General features: G+C 70.6%; 13 protein-coding genes and 1 pseudogene. 8 read left to right on the top strand and 6 right to left on the bottom strand.

Annotated elements, in window-relative coordinates:
- The 4 genes and pseudogenes from GWI24_RS27995 to GWI24_RS27980 all read right to left on the bottom strand — a co-directional run.
- On the bottom strand, nt 1-3,792 hold a 3,792-nt coding region (locus GWI24_RS27995; RefSeq protein WP_210948678.1), incomplete at its 3' end, for a putative T7SS-secreted protein.
- On the bottom strand, nt 3,792-4,313 hold the full coding sequence (locus tag GWI24_RS27990; protein WP_210948677.1) for a hypothetical protein: 522 nt from the start codon (nt 4,311-4,313) through the stop codon (nt 3,792-3,794). The genes GWI24_RS27990 and GWI24_RS27995, both read right to left, overlap by 1 nt.
- Nucleotides 4,300-4,677, bottom strand: a complete 378-nt coding sequence (locus GWI24_RS27985) for an SseB family protein (protein WP_247616984.1) — start codon at nt 4,675-4,677, stop codon at nt 4,300-4,302. The genes GWI24_RS27990 and GWI24_RS27985 overlap by 14 nt, the downstream gene beginning before the upstream one ends.
- Nucleotides 4,678-4,984: 307 nt before the next feature.
- Nucleotides 4,985-5,830, bottom strand: a pseudogene (locus tag GWI24_RS27980) (ThuA domain-containing protein); the annotation flags it as partial.
- 396 nt (nt 5,831-6,226) lie between these two features.
- Here GWI24_RS27980 and GWI24_RS27975 point away from each other — a divergent pair.
- The 4 genes from GWI24_RS27975 (at nt 6,227) to GWI24_RS27960 (ending at nt 9,392) form a co-directional block, all read left to right on the top strand.
- Nucleotides 6,227-7,096 carry a 4Fe-4S domain-containing protein gene (locus tag GWI24_RS27975; protein WP_210948675.1) on the top strand — a complete coding sequence of 290 codons (870 nt, stop codon included), beginning with the start codon at nt 6,227-6,229 and terminating at the stop codon, nt 7,094-7,096.
- 218 nt (nt 7,097-7,314) lie between these two features.
- Nucleotides 7,315-8,019, top strand: a complete 705-nt coding sequence (fabG, locus tag GWI24_RS27970) for a 3-oxoacyl-[acyl-carrier-protein] reductase (RefSeq protein ID WP_037963432.1) — start codon at nt 7,315-7,317, stop codon at nt 8,017-8,019.
- A gap of 5 nt (nt 8,020-8,024) precedes the next feature.
- Nucleotides 8,025-8,795 (top strand): enoyl-ACP reductase FabI, encoded by a 771-nt coding sequence (fabI, locus tag GWI24_RS27965; RefSeq protein WP_020872331.1) that lies wholly within the window; start codon nt 8,025-8,027, stop codon nt 8,793-8,795.
- Nucleotides 8,796-9,068: 273 nt separating this feature from the next.
- Nucleotides 9,069-9,392, top strand: a complete 324-nt coding sequence (locus GWI24_RS27960) for a hypothetical protein (protein ID WP_210948674.1) — start codon at nt 9,069-9,071, stop codon at nt 9,390-9,392.
- Nucleotides 9,393-9,449: 57 nt separating this feature from the next.
- Here the strand turns inward: GWI24_RS27960 and GWI24_RS27955 are convergent, their stop codons facing one another.
- A complete protein-coding gene (locus GWI24_RS27955) occupies nt 9,450-10,124 on the bottom strand; it encodes a FadR/GntR family transcriptional regulator (protein WP_210948673.1) in 675 nt (224 codons plus the stop codon).
- Nucleotides 10,125-10,264: 140 nt separating this feature from the next.
- On the opposite strand from GWI24_RS27955, the gene GWI24_RS27950 reads away from it, so the two are divergent.
- The 4 genes from GWI24_RS27950 to GWI24_RS27940 all read left to right on the top strand — a co-directional run bounded on the left by GWI24_RS27950 (nt 10,265) and on the right by GWI24_RS27940 (nt 12,829).
- The gene (locus tag GWI24_RS27950; RefSeq protein ID WP_247616983.1) at nt 10,265-11,578 is read left to right on the top strand and encodes an MFS transporter; all 1,314 of its coding nucleotides are present in this window, start codon (nt 10,265-10,267) and stop codon (nt 11,576-11,578) included.
- Nucleotides 11,579-11,708: 130 nt separating this feature from the next.
- The gene (locus GWI24_RS46370; RefSeq protein ID WP_267950710.1) at nt 11,709-11,825 is read left to right on the top strand and encodes an SGM_5486 family transporter-associated protein; all 117 of its coding nucleotides are present in this window, start codon (nt 11,709-11,711) and stop codon (nt 11,823-11,825) included.
- 151 nt (nt 11,826-11,976) lie between these two features.
- The gene (locus GWI24_RS27945) at nt 11,977-12,195 is read left to right on the top strand and encodes a hypothetical protein (protein WP_210948672.1); all 219 of its coding nucleotides are present in this window, start codon (nt 11,977-11,979) and stop codon (nt 12,193-12,195) included.
- 115 nt (nt 12,196-12,310) lie between these two features.
- A complete protein-coding gene (locus GWI24_RS27940) occupies nt 12,311-12,829 on the top strand; it encodes a histidine phosphatase family protein (protein WP_037963446.1) in 519 nt (172 codons plus the stop codon).
- A gap of 119 nt (nt 12,830-12,948) precedes the next feature.
- Here the strand turns inward: GWI24_RS27940 and serB are convergent, their stop codons facing one another.
- Complete coding sequence (gene serB / locus GWI24_RS27935; protein WP_210948671.1) at nt 12,949-14,181, bottom strand: phosphoserine phosphatase SerB; 1,233 nt, start codon at nt 14,179-14,181, stop codon at nt 12,949-12,951.
- Nucleotides 14,182-14,331 lie beyond the last annotated feature (150 nt).

Here is a 14,331-nt window from a genome sequence, read left to right as displayed (position 1 = left end):
CAGTTCCGTCGGGGTGCCGACCAGGTCGGTGATGATGGCGCGGAAGCGGGTCTCGGATCCCTGCTGCTCGGTTTGGGTTACCGGGCGGTGGGTGTCCGGAGCGTAGTCCCAAGTAGTTGCCCAGCCCTCCGGCGTGGTTTGTTCGGCCAGCCTCGTGCCGTCCCAGGTGAAGTCGATTCGGTCGGTGACCGTGCCGTCTTCGGCCAGGCGTTGTTTCGTCGTGCGGCGGCCCAACGGGTCGTACGTGTAGTGCCACCGCTCGCCGTCCGGCGTTGTCGCGTCCGTCAGGCGGTCTTCCGCGTTCCAGGTGTAGGTCCAGGTGCGGGTCTGGCCGTTGAGGAGTTTGCGGGTGCGGCGGGTGAGGCGACCCTGGGCGTCGTGTTCATAAATCGTGCGGCCCGCGCGGTGGATCACCGTGCCGGTGAACTCGCGGTCCCCGGGCGACTCATGGCCCGGGGCCGTGGCGTGCGTCAGGTTGCCCGCCGCGTCGTAGGCGTAGGTCTCGGTCCAGCCGTGGGCGTGGACCGCCGTTACGCGGCCGACCGGGTCGAGGTCGAAGCGGCGGGTGCCGGACGTCAGCTCGCGGATCTCGGTGAGGTGGTCGTCGGGGCGGTAGGCGTACGCCCGGTGCTGGAGCAAGACCTCAGCGGCGCCGGAGGAGGCGTGGGTCAGGGCCTGTGTCGTCAGGCGGTCCAGGGCGTCCCACGCCTGGGTCAGGGTCACGTCGTCGCCGAAGGTCCTCGACGTCTCCCTCCCCACCGCGTCGTACGTGAAGTTCAGCGCGTTGTCCGCCGTGGTGAGGGACGCGGGGCGGCCCGCCGCGTCGTGCGTCCACGCCGACCGCAGACCGCTCGGGGTGATCCGCTCGATCCGGTTGCCCGCCGCGTCGTACGCGTACGACGTCGTACGACCGCCCACCGTCTCCGCCAGCACCCGGCCCCGCGCGTCATACGTGCGGCTCAGCTCCGTGTCCGGGTTCGCCGCCTGCGTCAGGCGGCTCGCCGCGTCGTACGCGAACGTCGTCTCCGTGCCGTCCGCCGTGCGCGTGGCGACCGTGCGGCCCAGCGCGTCGCGCGTGTAGGCCAGCGCTTCGCCCGCGCCGTTCTCCCGGGTTATCAGACGGCCTGCCGCATCGTGCTCGTAGCTGAGCGTGCGGCCGTTGAAGTCCGTTTCCGAGACGACCTGCCCCGCCCCGTCGTACGCGTACGTCCACGTCCGGCCCTGCGGGTTCGTGACCCCCGTCAGGCGCAGCTCGGTGTCGTACGTGAAGGCGTACGTCGCCCCGTCCGGTTCCGTCCGCGTCGCCGGGAGGTCGAAGTGGGTGTGGGTGTGGCGGGTGGTGTTGCCCGCCGGGTCGGTGTGTTCGACGAGGTTGCCCTCGGCGTCCCAGGTCCAGGTCTCGCGGCTGCCGTCCGGCCGGGTGCGCCAGGCGGGCTTGCCCTCGATGGTCCAGCCTTGGCGGGTGACATGGCCCAGGGGATCGGTGACGCGGGTGATGCGGCCATGGGTGCCCCGGCGGATGGTGGTCGTGTTGCCCAACGCGTCGGTGACCTCCACCGGCAGGCTCGCCGCGTCGCACACCACGGTCACCGTGTGGCCCAGCGCGTCCGTGACCGAGGTCAGATTCCCCGACTCGTCGTAGGTGTAGTGCGTCTCCGCGCCCATCGGGTCCGTCGTCCGGACGCGGTTGCCCCGCTCGTCGTAGGCGTGGCGCCACACGGCGCCGTCCGGTTCCCGGACCTCCAGCGGCCGGCCGTACGCGTCGTACGTGGCCGTGGCCGCCGTGCCGTCCGGGCGGTCGACGCGTATCAGGTGGCCGGAGTCGTCGTACGTGTAGCGGGTGGTGTGGCCCAGTGGGTCGGTCACCGACAGCGGCAGGCGGCGCGTCTCCGGGTCCCATTCGGTGCGGGTGGTGTGGCCCAGGGCATCGGTGCGGGCCACCGTCCGGTACGCCTCGTCGAAGACATACGTGACGCGGTGGCCGAGCGAATCCGTGTAGACGGTGGTGCGGGACGCCTCGTCGTAGTGGAAGCGGCCGGTCATCATGTCGTCCGAGCCGATGGTGCGCAGCACCCGGCCCCGGTGGTCATAGACGTACCCGAAGCTGGTGCCGTTGCGGTCGGTCCACGACGTGACGCGGTGCTGGTCGTCGTAGGTGAACCGCATCGGTTCAGCGGCGGAGTTGAAGACCTCGGTCAGGTCGCCCGCGCCGTTGTAGCCGAAGGCGACCAGCGGGGTGCCCTCCTCGGCGTCACCCACGCCCAGGAGCCGCAGCCCCGTGATGCGCATCAGCTCCGGATCGGCGTCGATCGCGATGCGGTACCCACCGGAGTGCACCACCTCGCGCGGGGTGCCGTCCTCCCCATAAGTGAAGGTGATCGACCGGCCGTTGCGGTCCTCGATCACCGTCAGGGGGAGCTCGTTGCCCACCAACGGGTCGAAGCGCAGCGTGTGCCCCTGCTCCGGTATCTCGATCCGCATCGTGCCGCCCGCCGCGCCGTCCCAGCGCAGCGGCCAGCGCGGGCCCCGCGCCGGATAGGTGTCCTCCCCGGGCGTCGGCACCCCGTAGCGCAGCACCATCCCGTCGGCCGTGACGAACACGATCCCGTCCGCGTCCAGCTCCAGCCGCTGGTCGAGCGTGGCCGCCCAGGTGCGGCCGAACCAGCCGCCGCAGTTGTGCCCGGAGACGAAGGTGCGCTCCAGGACCAGGGGGAGCGCCCCGGGCAGGGACACATCCGTGGCCGGCATGACCATCTCGCCGGTCGCGACGTCGACCGGGTCGTCCTCGCAGTCCCTGTCGTGGGTGTGGCGGTCGTGCGTGCCCTCGCTGTCCGCCCGGCCGGACGCCTCGCCGTCCCGGCCCAGGACCTTCTTACGGGCCGCCAGCCGCTGGGCGGCGGTCCTGCCCGTCTGGAGCTCCTTGCGCAGCGCACTCGCGCCGCCCGTGGCCAGGGCGAGCAGCAGCGACGGGGTGATCTCGCCCGCCGCGCGCAGCGGGTCCTTGGACCACATGTCCCAGTTCGTGACCGCCTTCGCGAACTCCTTGGGGTGCTGGGCCGCGTACGCCGCGCCGTCCACCATGCCGGCCAGCTGCATCGCGAAGCTCTGGGCGTCGCCCTTGAGGAGCGAGGCGGGGAGCTCGGCCACGCCCAGGATGCCGTGGTGGACCTTCCACAGCCCGTCCTTGAGGCCGTCCCCGACCTTCTGCCAGTTGCTCGGCTTGTTCGGGGCCTTCTCCGCAGCCTTGTCGATCTTCTTCTTCGACGCGTCGACGACCAGCTGCAACTCCTCGATCAGCTTGTCCAGCCGACCGACACACCCCTCCATCGCGGCGATGCCCGGATCGGTCTCCGAAGGCTTCTCCGGCAGCTGCTCGTCGCCGCGCGTCACCGCGTCGTTGTACGACTCGACCTTCTTGCCGTACGCCTTCGACGCCGCCCGCGCCGCGTCCGCGTCCTCGATGATCGGCTCACACCGCTTCTGCACCGACCGCAGCTTGGTGGCGTACGCCGCCAGCGCGCTCGCCGCATGGGTGAACTGGTCATGGCCCGAGGTCAGTTCCTTCGGCAGCCGGTCGACCGACTTCCGGAACTCGCTCGCGCCCTTGCCCGACCAGTCCGCCAGCTCCAGCGGCCGCAGCTTGTCCTTGCCGTCCTGGAAGGCGCCCGCGTACGCGCGCAGCTCCAGCACCAGGTCGTCGATGTCGTCCGGATTGCCGGGGATCAGATCCTTGGGCTTGGCGTCCTCCGGTATCCGTATCTGCGGGGCCCGCCCCGCGTCCGGATCGCCCATCAGGACTCGTCCCCGTACTCGCTCAGCAGCTTGCGCGAGAATTTCGACAGCGCCGTGTCCTCCGGGCGCTTCTCCATCTCCGGCGCGCCCACGTGCTCCCAGGACCACTTGCCCGCCGCGCCCGACGGGAGCTTGGCCATGTTCTCGTCCGAGGGCCAGAAGTCCTTGATCCGCATCAGATCCGCCAGCATGTACCCGGCTATCGCCTCGTACAGCCGCTCCACCACCGCGTCCGCGTGATCGGCCAGCTCGCCCATGCCGAAGCCCCACTCCTTGAGGAACCCCTTGCCCGATTCCAGGAGTTCGGGGGCTCCGCAGTGCTGGAGATAGGCCGTCAGCTTCTCCTGGCCGTTCTTCACGGCCCGGGCCCCGATGACCGACTCCTCCAGCGGGGCGATCAGGCCCTTCACCGACTCGATCTCGATCTTGTAGCCGTCGGTACCCTCGTTGCCGCCGTATTTGCCGTGTTCGCCGCCCTCGCTGGGGGCGCGGTTCACATTCCGGGCATCAGGATCCGCCACGCTCAGCCCCCTCCTCGCGGCCGTCTGCTTCCTGGCCTTCCGTCCCCTGGCCGTCCGCCTCCTGGCCTTCCGCATCCTGGCCGTCCGCGTCGCGCAGCGTCCGCGCGTCCAGCAGGAAGGGGCGCTCGCCCAGCGGATCCACCAGCGCCCGTACGCCCTCGGGCAGCAGGCCCACCAGGTCCTCGACGGTCGTGGACGCCCATCCGCACGCCCCCGCGAAGCGGGCGAGCCCTTCTATCGAGGTGAAGACCGGCACGAGCGGGCCGTCTTCGGCGGTCTCCGAGACCAGGAAGCCCGGCTCCTCCGGACGCTGGAAGTACAGCCGCGCCTTCCGCAGCGCCGCCCACTTCTCCCGCTCCGGCATCCGCGCGGCGGTCTCCCGGCGGATGAGGTCCGCCAGCGTCGTTTTGCCAGCCTGACCAGGCGGTCTGCTGTCCCCTCCCCCAAACATGCGGGCTATCTTCGCACAGGTGACTGACACCACTGGTGACCGCCACGCGACTCCGCGTGATGAAAGAGCGGCCGCCCCGGTTGCCCGGGGCGGCACGTACATCGGGGGCGTTCCGTGCGGAGTGCGGAGTGCGGAGTGCGGAGTGCGGGTGCGGAGTGCGGGTGCGGAGTGCGGGTGCGGAGTGCGAAGTCAGGACCGCGCGTTCAGCCTGGGGTCAGCCCGCACCGCCGAGCCACTTCAGCCCGTCGAGCAGGAACCGGTTCTGCGTCTCGCTCGCGAAGGTGGACGACAGGGGGGTGTTGTGCTCGTAGTCCATCGCGTTGTGCCCGAAGTTCGCGTACAGCATCTTGTACTTGCTGTTCGTCCACAGGATCGGGTAGTAGCCGTCGTACCAGGTCTGGTTGGGGTCGGTGCCGAGCGGGAAGCTGCTCGGGTCGACGGAGGCCAGGATCTTGATGTCCGGGTTCTGCCGCAGGTCCTTCGACCAGCTGTACCACTCGCTGACCGACGAGGTGAAGGTGGCCGGCAGCGCCTTGGTGGACGGGTGGGTCCGGTCTTCGACCCGCAGGGTGGCCGTGGTCGGCCCCCAGGTGTTGGACTTGAAGTTGCCGCTGCCGAGGAACTGATCGTGGTACCAGGGCCAGCTCTGCGCCTCGGTGGTGAAGGCCGCCACATGGAACCCCATCCAGGCGCCGCCTGCGCGCATATAGCGCTCGAATCCCGCCCGTTGGGCGGCGGTCTGCGGCAGGTCGTCGAGGAACAGCACCACCTGGTAGTCGTCGGTCCCGATGTCGTTGAGCTGGTTCCAGTCGTTGCTCGCCGTGTAGGTGAAACCGTTCTGCTCGGCGTGCTTCGGGAACCAGTCGTTCGCTTCGTGAACGAAGTTGATGTGGGCGGCGTCCCACGTCCCGTTGTACAGGGCCAACACCTTGAACGGCGCGGCCGCGTCGCGCGCCGTCGCATGGACGGGGGCGACCGCCAGCCCCAACAGCGTGGCCAGCAATATCAGCAGCCGTATGGCCACGGACGGCGTCCTGGGGGATCTGATGTCTTTGCTCTCCGGCATGTGCGCTCCTCGCTGTACGGATGATGCCGCTGTCACGGGTGGGGGATCAGGACATTGACGGCGAACGCCGACACGGCTGCGGAGCGGGTCGTTCACCACCGCAGAGGCACGGCCCTTCGCAGATGGGCGAGGTGAACTTAAAGGTCTGAACCAAGAGCGTCAAGAGATCCGCCACTCAACCGGTGCGCGGAGCCTGTCTCAATGAGTGGCGGAGCTTTGTCTCAATGAGTAAATGTCGGTGCTTTTGACGACAGGGCGCTCGGGAGCTGTCGGGCCCGTGAGAGCGGCTCCGGCCCGGAAGTACAAGATCGGCAGGGCCTACCGGTTTTGTCCGCGGCTGGCTATCCCTGGAAGGGCGGTCCCGGCCAGGGCCGCATTCCCGGAAGGAGCCCGGTCATGGACGACTGGTACGTGGACGACCGCTGTACCAACTGCGATGTCGCCCGGCAGTTAGCGCCCGAGCTGATCAGCGAGGTCGGCGGGCGGTCGGAGGTCGTGCGCCAGCCGCGCGACGAGGCCGAGGCGCGGCGCCTGCATGCCGCCGTGTTCGCCTGCCCCACCCGCTCGATCCGCCCGGCGTCCGGGCAGCTGGACCGGGCGCTCGACCCGTACCCCATGGCCCTGGACGACGGGGTACTGATCTGTGGCCACAACTCCCAGCACACCGCTGGGGCCAACTCCTATCTGCTGCCGCGGCCGTCCGGCACGGCGATGATGATCGACACACCGCGCTGGAGCCGGGAGCTGGCCGGGCGTTACGCGGCGTCGGGCCCCATCACCGATGTGCTGCTGACCCACCGCGACCACGCCGCACATGGCCGTCGCTACGCCGATCACTTCGGCGCCCGGCTGTGGATACACGAGGGCGACCTGGACGCGGCGCCCGACGCGGACCAGGTGATCCGGGGCCTGGAGGCCGTGGAGATCGGCCCGGGGGTCATCGCCCATCCGCTGCCGGGCCACACCCTGGGCAGTGTGCTCTACCTCGCGGACAACCGGTACTGCTTCAGCGGTGACAGCGTCTACTGGTCGCGCGCGCTCGGAGATCTGGCCGTGGCGGAGCGCGTGACCTGGTATTCCATCGAGGAGCTGGCCGCCTCACTGGCGAGGGTGGCCGGGCGGCTGCGTTTCGAGTGGATCCTGCCGGGCCACGGGGACCGGTGCCATCTGGACGCCGACGAGATGTCCCGGCGGTTGCGGGCGCTGGCGGAGCGCACGGCGCTGCTGCGGCCCCGGCCGATCGACTTCACGGCCGTCCGGTGGTGAGGGAGCGGCCGGGTGGGGGAGAGACCGGGACGGAGTCCGGCGGAGGTTGGTGACCACTGGGTTTCTGTAGGAAGTCGACAGGGCGGGACACCCGCCCCTGTGGGTGCCCGATTCCTCCTCGAGGGCCTTGGACCGATAGTTTGCGGGGGTAGGGATCGGCACGCGCTGTGACGTCCCGCAGGAACAATCGACAGAGATCGACAAGAGAAGGTGGTCCCTTGAGCCGCTCGGTTCTCGTCACCGGAGGCAACCGCGGCATCGGCCTCGCCATCGCCCGTGCCTTCGCCGACGCTGGCGACAAGGTCGCCATCACCTACCGGTCCGGTGAGCCACCGGCCGGCTTTCTCGCGGTCAAGTGCGACATCACCGAGCCGGAGCAGGTCGAGCAGGCGTACAAGGAGATCGAGGAGAAGCACGGCACGGTCGAGGTCCTGGTGGCCAACGCCGGAGTCACCCGCGACCAGCTGCTGATGCGGATGACCGAGGAGGACTTCGCCGCCGTCCTCGAGACCAACCTCACCGGCACGTTCCGCGTGGTCAAGCGGGCCAACCGGGGGATGCTGCGGGCCCGTAAGGGGCGCGTGGTACTGATCTCGTCGGTCGTCGGGCTGATGGGTTCGGCCGGTCAGGCGAACTACGCCGCGTCCAAGGCGGGCCTCGTGGGCTTCGCCCGCTCCCTCGCCCGTGAGCTGGGCTCGCGCAACATCACCGTCAATGTGGTCGCGCCCGGTTTCGTCGACACGGACATGACGCGCGCGCTCAACGACGACCAGCGCGAGAACATCGTGAAGCAGGTACCGCTCGCGCGTTACGCGCAGCCCGAGGAGATCGCCGCCTCGGTCCGCTTCCTGGCCTCCGACGAGGCCGCGTACATCACTGGAGCCGTCATCCCTGTCGACGGCGGATTGGGCATGGGTCACTGAACGTCATGAGTGGAATTCTCGCCGGTAAGCGCATCCTGGTCACGGGCGTCATCACCGAGGCGTCCATCGCCTTCCACGCCGCCAAGCTGGCCCAGGAGGAGGGCGCCGAGGTCATCCTCACCGGCTTCGGCCGGGTCTCCCTCGTCGAGCGGATCGCCAAGCGGCTGCCCAAGCCCGCCCCGGTCATCGAGCTGGACGTGCAGAACCAGGAGCAGCTGGACGGCCTGGCCGACAAGGTGCGCGAGCACCTGGGCGAGGGTGTCGACCTCGACGGCGTGGTGCACTCCATCGCCTTCGGCCCGCAGGGCGCGTTCAACTTCCTCGAGGGCACCTGGGAGGACGTCGGCACGGCCGTGCACGTCTCCGCCTACTCCCTCAAGGCGCTCACCATGGCGTGCCTGCCGGTGATGCCGCGCGGCGGCTCGATCGTCGGCCTGACCTTCGACGCCCAGTTCGCCTGGCCGAAGTACGACTGGATGGGCGTGGCCAAGGCGGCGCTGGAGTCCACCAACCGCTACCTCGCCCGCGACCTCGGCGAGCAGAACGTGCGCTGCAATCTGGTCTCCGCCGGGCCCATCAAGTCCATGGCCGCGAAGTCCATCCCCGGCTTCGAGGAGCTCGCGGACGTGTGGAACCACCGGGCCCCGATCGGCTGGGACCTGACCGACCCGGAGCCGGCCGGCCGCGGCGTCGTCGCCCTGCTGTCCGACTGGTTCCCGCGCACCACGGGCGAGATCGTGCATGTCGACGGCGGTGTGCACATGATGGGTGCCTGAGCCCACGGCCGCGCCCACGGCGTTCCCGCGTGACGGCCGCCGTCCCGCTCCCGCGCACCGCGGGTCCGGGCGGCGGCCGTTCCGTCCGCGTTCACCCGTTCGGGGTAGCAGGACGCGCGTACGGGTGGCGGGCACGCGCACTGTGGAGTCGTATACCCCGTAACCCCTGATACGCCCGATACCCCCGGTACTCCCAATACCCCCGATACGCCTGATACGTCGAACCGACTCACCGGAGCGCCAGCGCCAGCGGCACGGCCGAGGAGGTCCCGCATGCGTACGACCCGCCGTGTCGCGGCCGCGGTGCTGCTCGTCGCCACGGTGGGTCTGGTCATCGCCGCCTCCAGCTCCGCCGCGCAGGACCGGCCCCGGCCGCGCGAGGCGGCCTGCAGCACCACGGTGCGCGGCTCGCACGCCACCGCCAGCTGCTTCAACCCCAATCCCCGCGCCGACCGGGTGCAGCTGCATGTCGAATGCGCCCACTGGTGGGACCCGGACATGGACGCCCGCCCGGTGGAGGTCGGCCCGGCGCAGTATGTGCGGCTCGCCGAGCGCTGCTGGAAGGAGATACGGAAGGCCTGGGTGAGCCACCGCTGAGCGCGGGGGCTACCACGCATGCGTCCGCCCATGGCCCGATCTGCCGGTCGACCTCGCTCAGCGGCCCCGGAAACGGCAGCCGAACGGGTGGGTGCTGGCCTCGGCCGCCGCCCGCTCCCCGTCCCCGTCCCGGATCGCCTCCACCAGCCGTCCGTGGTCCACATACGTGTCCGGGCCCATCCCGCTGTCGACGTCCGCGCGCAGGAAGTCCCGTACGACCGCGCCCAGATCCGCGTACAGCTCGGCCAGCACATCGTTGTGCGCGGCGGCCACGACCGCCATGTGCAAGGTGGCGTCCGCCTCGACGAAGGCGTCCGGCTCGGCCGCCTCCCAGGCCCGCTCGCGCCGGTCCAGCTGGACGTCCAGCTGCTTGAGGTCCTGCTCGGTACGGCGCTCCGCGGCCAGGTGGGCCGCCTTCGTCTCCAGGGCACTGCGCAGCTCGGCCACATGACGGGGGTCGGCACCGGCGAAGCGGCGGTGCATCACCCCGGCCAGTTCGCTGGTGGCCAGCACATACGTGCCCGAGCCCTGGCGGATGTCCAGCAGCCCGTTGTGCGCGAGGGCGCGCACGGCCTCCCGCACGGTGTTGCGGGCGACCCCGAGCTCCTCGACCAGCTCGGGCTCGGTGGGAATCCGCGAGCCCACCGGCCACTCGCCCGAGGTGATCTGGGCGCGCAGCTGGGCGATCACCTGATCGGCGAGGGCGGAGCGCCGGGGCGAGGTCAGCGGCATGACTCTCCTGTGCGTGCGGCGGACGCGGATGGGGCCCGAAGTGGGCGAACGGACGACCCTTCCATGATGCCGCCCGGACGTTTCCGGGTGGTTGCTATCCACTGGACGAGCATTCATCCCATGATTCTATGATGGTCGGCATGCATACGCCCCCGTCTGACGACCTCGCGACGTCCGAGACCGCCGCCTCCGCGCCCCGCCCGGCGGAACCCGGAGGACCGCGCCGCGCGGCCTCGCCCTGGCGCGGCCGCGTCATGGCGGCAGGGCTCATGCTCGCCGCGCTCAATCTCCGCCCCGCCGTCACCAGTCTCGGTCCGCTGCTCGAGGAGGTCCGCGACGACCTCGGGATGAGCGGCACCGTCGCCGGGGTGCTCACCTCCGTGCCCGCGGCCTGCTTCGCGCTCTTCGGGCTCACCGCGCCCCGGCTGGCCCGGCGCTGGGGGCCCGGGGCCATCGTCTGCGCCGGGCTCGCCGCCATCGCCACCGGTCTGCTGCTGCGCCCCTTCGCCGGCGGGACCGTGGTCTTCCTGGCCGCCAGCGCGCTCGCCCTGGCCGGGATCGCGGTGAGCAACATCCTGATGCCAGTGATCGTCAAGCGCTGGTTCCCGGACCGGGTCGGCGCGATGACCGGGCTGTACTCGATGGGCCTGTCGCTGGGCACGGCCGCCGCCGCGGCGGCCACCGTGCCGATGACCGACGCGCTGGGCGGCTCCTGGCGGAGCGGGCTCGGGGTGTGGGCGCTGCTCGCCGCGGTGGCGCTGGTGCCCTGGCTGTTCCTCGCCCGCGCCGGTGCGAGCGGCCCGGAGGCGGGCGGTACGGATACGGACGCGCCTGCCGCGGCCGAGACCGCCGCGGCCCTCGCCGACACCCCCGCGATGCGCATCACCCGCTCGCCCCTCGCCTGGGCGATGGCCGTCTTCTTCGGCTTCCAGGCCACCGCCGCGTACATCTCCATGGGCTGGATGCCGCAGATCTTCCGGGACGCGGGGGTCTCCGCCTCCACCTCCGGTCTGCTGCTGGCCGTGATGATGGCGATGGGCGTGCCGCTTGCCTTCGTCCTGCCGCGGATCGCCGCCCGGCTGCGGCACCAGGGCGTCCTGGTCGTCATCCTCGGCGTCTTCGGGCTCACCGGTTACGCCGGGCTGTGGCTGGCCCCGGCCGAGGGCGCCTGGGCGTGGGCCGTGCTGCTCGGCATCGCCAACTGCGCCTTCCCGCTCGCCCTCACCATGATCGGGATGCGGACGAGGACCCACACGGGCGTCGTCCGGCTGTCGGCCTTCGCGCAGAGCGTCGGCTATCTGCTGTCCATCCCCGGCCCGCTGCTGGTCGGCGTGCTCTACCAGCACAGCGGTGGCTGGGGGCAGCCGCTCGCGCTGATGGCCGGGTTCATGGTGCCGCAGATCGTCGCGGGCGTACTGGCCGGACGCGACCGCCACCTCGAGGACGAAGGCTGACGAGCACGGAGGCTTGACGAGCACGGGGCTGACGAGTTCGAAGCCGGACGAGGACAAGGCCTGACAAGCCAAAGCCTGAGCAGGGCGAGGGCTGAGCGGTCTCACGGACCGGGGATGGGACACTGGTGCCATGCCAGTGCTCGATGAGAACCCCCCGAACGGCCAGAAGAAGCTCCTCGTCATCTTCGGCGTGATGCTGGGCATCACCGTGGTCATCGCCGTGATCGCGACCATCGCCTCGCCCTGACCTGGTGTGGCGGCCGGATGGTGGGGCTGGCCCCACCATCCCCTAGGGGGCGGGGCTCAGGGGTAACTGGGTGGCTCACCGGATGGGAGACGCCGCGCCCGCTCCGTACCGTCGAACCATCGACACGTTCGGCGACCCCGGAGGCGATCCCATGTCCGCCCGCACCCATACCCGGCACGCGCACCCGGCGGACAGCGGCATGGACACCCGGCTGCCGTGGTGGGCCGTCGCCCTCCCGGCAGTGGCCTTCGCGGCGCTGCTGCTCCTGCTGACCGGACCCACCGACGCCCACGCCGACAGCGGCGGCTCGGGGCCGGTCTCGCAGGTCGTGGAGTTGGTGCAGCGGACCTTCGGAGAGGCGGCACCGTGACCACCGTAGGCGGTGGAGATCAGTTGTGTCCGTCGTATCGCGGGTGTGCTCACGTTTGACGAGGTCGTTCCAACACCCTGCGCCTCGTGCACCGATTCATGCGAAGCTGGGACGCATGAGCGTCGATGTGCCCCGCAGGATTGTCCTCCTTCGACACGCCAAGGCCGACTGGCCCCAGGTGGCCGACCATGAGCGCCCGCTCGCGGAGCGCGGCCGCAATGACGCCCCGCTCGCCGGGCGCCGGATCGCGGAGGCCGGTCTCACCCCCGAACTCACCCTCTGCTCCACCGCACTGCGCACCCGTGAGACCTGGAAGCTGGTGGTCCACGAGCTGCCGCAGCGCCCCAAGACCGTCTACGAGGAGCGGCTGTACGACGCCCCGGTCGGTCAGCTCATCGAGGTGATCAACGAGACTTCGGACGACATCACCGACCTGCTGGTCGTCGGTCACAACCCCGGGATGCACGGCCTCGCCGACGCGCTGGCGGGCGAGGCCGACGAGGACGCCAAGGAGCGCATGGACCGCGGCGCCTTCCCCACCTCCGCGTTCGCGGTCGTGACGTTCAGCGGCTCGTGGAAGTCGGTCGAGATCGGCTGCGGGCGGCTGACCAGCTTCTGGGCGCCCCACGAGTGATCCGCCCGCCGGACGTGATGGCCCGGGCGTGATCCCAGGTCCCAACGCACCGGCCCCCGCTCCGCCGTCGTAGTCGTACGGGAGCGGGGGCCGGTGCGCGTTTCCGGACCGGGGGCTCGTCAGTCCACGTGCGCGTCCGCCGCCTCCACCTCTTCGCGGGTCACTCCCAGCAGATACAGCACGGTGTCGAGGAACGGCACGTTCACGGCGGTGTGCGCGGCCTCCCGGACCACCGGCTTGGCGTTGAAGGCGACCCCCAGACCGGCCGCGTTCAGCATGTCCAGGTCGTTCGCCCCGTCGCCGATCGCGACGGTCTGCACCAGCGGCACCCCCGCCTCGGCCGCGAAGCGCCGCAGCAGCCGGGCCTTGCCCGCCCGGTCCACCACCTCGCCGATCACCCGGCCGGTCAGCTTGCCGTCCACGACCTCCAGGGTGTTGGCGGAGGCGAAGTCCAGGCCAAGACGCTCCTTGAGATCGTCGGTGACCTGCGTAAAGCCGCCGGAGACCACGCCCACCTGATAGCCGAGCCGCTTCAGGGTGCGGATCAGCGTACGGGCGCCGGGCGTGAGCCGGACCTCGGCGCGCACCTTCTCCACCACGGACTCGTCGATCCCCGCCAGCAGCGCGACCCGCGCGTGCAGCGACTGCTCGAAGTCCAGCTCACCGCGCATCGCCCGGGCCGTGACCTCGGCGACCTCGGCCTGACAGCCCGCATGCGCGGCGAAGAGCTCGATCACCTCGTCCTGGATCAGGGTGGAGTCCACATCCATGACCACCAGCCGCTGCGCCCGGCGCTGCAGCCCCGACGCCACCACGGCCACATCGACGCCGATATCGGCGGCCTCGGTGGCCAGCGCGGTGCGCAGTGGCTCCGTCTCGGCGCCGGACACCTCGAACTCCACGGCCGTCACCGGATACTTCGCCAGCCGGAAGATCCGGTCGATATTGCCGCCGGTGCCGGTGATCCGGGAGGCGATGGCGGCCGTTGACTCGGCGGTCAGCGGATTCCCCAGCACGGTGACATGCGACCGGCCCGTGCCACGCGGCCGGTTGTCGCCCCGGCCGGAGATGATCTCGGCCTGGAGCCGCATCGACTCCGCCCAGCTGTGCACGGTGGCCCGCAGATCGCCCTCCGCCCCGTCGGCCTTGGGCGCCGTGACCAGGACGCACAGCACGATGCGGCCCCGGGTGACGACCTGCTCTATGTCGACTATGCGCACGCCGTAGGCGGCGAGGGTGTCGCAGAGCCCGGCGGTGATACCGGGCCGGTCCTTGCCGAAGATCTTGACAAGGAGGGTCGGGACATCATCGTCCGGAACGGTGGTGACAGGGGAGATCCGCGATGCGCTCATGGTCTTCCCACCGTATCCGGCTGTTCGCACGGTGCGCGCGGCAGCCCGCACCGTGGACGGCCACCCGAGCCGGAACGTTCATGTCCCGGTCGCCGTGATGTCACCCCTCGCATGATCGGCTACGTCATACGCCACGTCCGCCGCCGTGCC

Origin of the sequence: Streptomyces sp. MK37H, assembly GCF_018035285.1 — a bacterium.
Lineage (GTDB): Bacteria > Actinomycetota > Actinomycetes > Streptomycetales > Streptomycetaceae > Streptomyces > Streptomyces endocoffeicus.
The sequence above is the reverse complement of the archived record's forward strand: the minus strand, read 5'-3'. Positions and strand labels throughout refer to the sequence as shown.

Coding starts and splice junctions, on each gene's coding strand:
- GWI24_RS27985 (WP_247616984.1), bottom strand. CDS start 4,677: ATGCCGGAGCGGGAGAAGTGGGCGGCGCTGCGGAAGGCGCGGCTGTAC.
- GWI24_RS27975 (WP_210948675.1), top strand. CDS start 6,227: ATGGACGACTGGTACGTGGACGACCGCTGTACCAACTGCGATGTCGCC.
- fabI (WP_020872331.1), top strand. CDS start 8,025: ATGAGTGGAATTCTCGCCGGTAAGCGCATCCTGGTCACGGGCGTCATC.
- GWI24_RS27960 (WP_210948674.1), top strand. CDS start 9,069: ATGCGTACGACCCGCCGTGTCGCGGCCGCGGTGCTGCTCGTCGCCACG.
- GWI24_RS27955 (WP_210948673.1), bottom strand. CDS start 10,124: ATGCCGCTGACCTCGCCCCGGCGCTCCGCCCTCGCCGATCAGGTGATC.
- GWI24_RS27950 (WP_247616983.1), top strand. CDS start 10,265: ATGCATACGCCCCCGTCTGACGACCTCGCGACGTCCGAGACCGCCGCC.
- GWI24_RS46370 (WP_267950710.1), top strand. CDS start 11,709: ATGCCAGTGCTCGATGAGAACCCCCCGAACGGCCAGAAGAAGCTCCTC.
- GWI24_RS27945 (WP_210948672.1), top strand. CDS start 11,977: ATGTCCGCCCGCACCCATACCCGGCACGCGCACCCGGCGGACAGCGGC.
- GWI24_RS27940 (WP_037963446.1), top strand. CDS start 12,311: ATGAGCGTCGATGTGCCCCGCAGGATTGTCCTCCTTCGACACGCCAAG.
- serB (WP_210948671.1), bottom strand. CDS start 14,181: ATGAGCGCATCGCGGATCTCCCCTGTCACCACCGTTCCGGACGATGAT.